We start from the raw sequence: 3,060 nt of genomic DNA on the forward strand, positions 1-3,060 counted from the left end.
ATCGGCTCCATCAACGGCGAGTGGAACGCGTGGCTGACCATGAGCCGCTTGGTCTTCCGGCCATCAGCGGCCAGCTTCTCCGCAACCTCGAGAACCGCCAACTCGTCGCCGGAAATCACCACCGACGACGGCCCGTTGACCGCCGCGACACCCACCTCGGCGCCCAGCAGCGGCAGGACCTCCGCCTCGGACGCCTGCACCGCTACCATGGCTCCGCCGGTGGGCAGTTGCTGCATCAGTCGACCGCGCGCGGCCACCAGTGTGGCAGCGTCAGCCAGCGACAGAACCCCGGCGACGTGCGCGGCGGCCAGCTCACCGATCGAGTGACCCGCCAGGAAGTCCGGCCGGACACCCCACGACTCCACCAACCGGAACAGCGCCACCTCAACCGCGAACAGCGCGGGCTGCGTGTAACCGGTCCGGTCGAGGAGCTCGCTGTCGTCCGCGAAGACCACCTCGCGCAGCGGACGCTCCAGGTGCCGGTCCAGCTCGGCGCAGACCGCGTCGAAAGCCCCGGCGAACACCGGGAACGCCTCGTACAACTCGGCGCCCATCCCGGCCCGCTGGCTGCCCTGACCGGTGAACAGGAACGCCGTACGGCGCCCCGGACCGGCCACGCCCAGCAGCAGGTTCGCCGCCGACTCGCCGTGTGCCAGGGCCGCCAGCCCCCGGCGCAGATCCGCCCGGTCGGCGCCCACCACGGCGGCCCGGTGCTCCAGCGTTGCGCGCGTGGTGGCCAGCGACCACCCGAGGTCGGCCGCGCCGAGCTCCGGCTCGGCGTCCAGCCGGGCCAGCAGCCGCTCGGCCTGGTCGCGCAGCGCCTGTGCGGAGCGGCCCGAGAGCACCCATGGCAGCTCCACCCGGCCTGCGGACCCGGTCGGTTCGACGACGGTGGTCCGGCCCTCCTCGGCCGGCGCCTGCTCGATGATGACGTGCGCGTTGGTGCCGCTGATACCGAAGGAGGAGACACCCGCGCGACGCGGCTCACCGGTCTCGGGCCACGACCGGGCCTCGGTCAGCAGCTCCACCGCGCCCGCCGACCAGTCCACGTGCGGGGAGGGCTCGGTGACGTGCAGGGTCTGCGGCAGCACACCGTGCCGCATCGCCATCACCATCTTGATCACACCCGCCACACCGGCCGCGGCCTGGGTGTGGGCGATGTTGGACTTCAGCGAGCCCAGCAGCAGCGGACGGTCCTCGGGACGGTCCTGGCCGTAGGTGGCGAGCAGCGCCTGCGCCTCGATCGGGTCGCCCAGGGTGGTACCGGTGCCGTGCGCCTCGACGGCGTCGACCTCAGCGGCCGACAGCCCGGCCGAGGCCAGGGCCTGCCGGATCACCCGCTGCTGGGACGGCCCGTTCGGCGCGGTCAGACCGTTGCTCGCACCGTCCTGGTTCACGGCGGAACCACGCACGATCGCCAGCACCGGGTGGCCGTTGCGCCGCGCGTCCGACAGCCGCTCCACCAGGATCATGCCGACGCCCTCGCCCCAGCCGGCCCCGTCCGCGTCCGCCGAGAACGCCTTGCAGCGGCCGTCGGGTGACAGGCCGCGCTGGCGGCTGAACTCCACGAAGGACGCCGGGGTGGCCATCACCACCACACCGCCGGCCAGGGCCTGGGTGCACTCGCCGTTGCGCAGCGCCTGCACCGCCAGGTGCAGGGCGACCAGCGAGGACGAGCAGGCGGTGTCGATGCTGACGGCCGGACCCTCCAGGCCGAGGGTGTAGGCCACCCGGCCCGAGGCGATACTGCCGGAGCTCCCGGTGCCGACGTAGCCCTCGAACGCCTCCACCGACTGCTGGAGCAGCATGCCGTAGTCGTTGTACATCACGCCGACGAAGACGCCGGTCCGGCTGCCGCGCGCCGAGTTCGGGTCGATTCCGGCCCGCTCGAACGCCTCCCAGGAGGTCTCCAGCAGCAGGCGCTGCTGCGGGTCCAACGACACGGCCTCGCGCGGCGAGATCCCGAAGAAGCCCGGGTCGAACTCGCTGGCGTTGTGCAGGAAGCCGCCCTCCCGGGTGTAGGTCGTGCCCTGCTGCGTCGGGTCGCTGTCGTAGAGCGCCTCGGTGTCCCAGTCGCGGTCGACCGGGAAGCCGGAGACACCGTCGACGCCGTCGGCCACCAGCCGCCACAGGTCCTCGGGCGAGGACACCCCGCCCGGGAACCGGCAGGCCATCGCGACGATCGCGATCGGCTCGTCGTCGGCGGCCGCCGACGGGAGAGCGGCGACGTCGGGGAGGGAGCCGAGGATCTCGGTACGGAGCAGCGCGGCGAGCGCCCCCGGGTTGGGGTAGTCGAAGACCAGCGTGGCGGGCAGCCGCAGACCGGTCGCCGCGTTCAGCCGGTTCCGCAGCTCGACGGCGGTCAGCGAGTCGAAGCCCAGGTCCTTGAACGCCCGGTCGGCGTCGACCGCGTGCGGACCGGCGTACCCGAGAACGGCGGCCGCCTCGGCCCGCACCACGTCGAGCAGCGCAGCGTCCCGCTCGGCCTCGGGCAGCGCCGCAAGCCGCTGCATCAGCGGCGAGGCGCCACGGGCCCGCGCACCGGCGTCGGCGCTGCGCCGCACCGGCGTCCGCAGCAGACCACGCAGCAGCGGCGGCAGCATGCCCGCCTCCGCCTGCCCGCGCAGTCCGGCCAGATCGAGGTGGATCGGCACCAGCACGGGCTCTGCGGACCGTACGGAGGCATCGAACAGGTGCAGGCCCTCCGCCGAGGACAGTGCCATCACACCGCCGCGCGCCATCCGCTCGACGCCCGCGTCACCGAGCTCGCCGGTCATCCCGCTCTCCTCGGCCCACAGGCCCCAGGCGAGGGAGAGTGCCGGGAGTCCGGCGGCGCGGCGCCGGGTGGCGAGGGCGTCCAGGAAGGCATTGGCCGCCGCGTAGTTGCCCTGGCCGGCGCCGCCGAACACACCGGCGGCGGAGGAGAACAGCACGAACGCGGAGAGCTCGTGATCCTTCGTCAGCTCGTGCAGGTTCCAGGCGGCGTCGACCTTCGGCCGCAGGACGGTGTCGATCCGCTCCGGGGTGAGGGAGGAGATCACGCCGTCGTCCAGCACACCG

At 73.4% G+C, this 3,060-nt stretch carries 1 protein-coding gene; it reads right to left on the minus strand.

Annotated features, from left to right (window positions below; genetic code table 11):
- On the minus strand, positions 1–3,060 hold a 3,060-nt coding region (locus tag UK12_RS32145), incomplete at both ends, for a type I polyketide synthase (protein WP_045306747.1).

This window comes from Saccharothrix sp. ST-888 (genome assembly GCF_000955975.1).
GTDB lineage: Bacteria > Actinomycetota > Actinomycetes > Streptomycetales > Streptomycetaceae > Kitasatospora.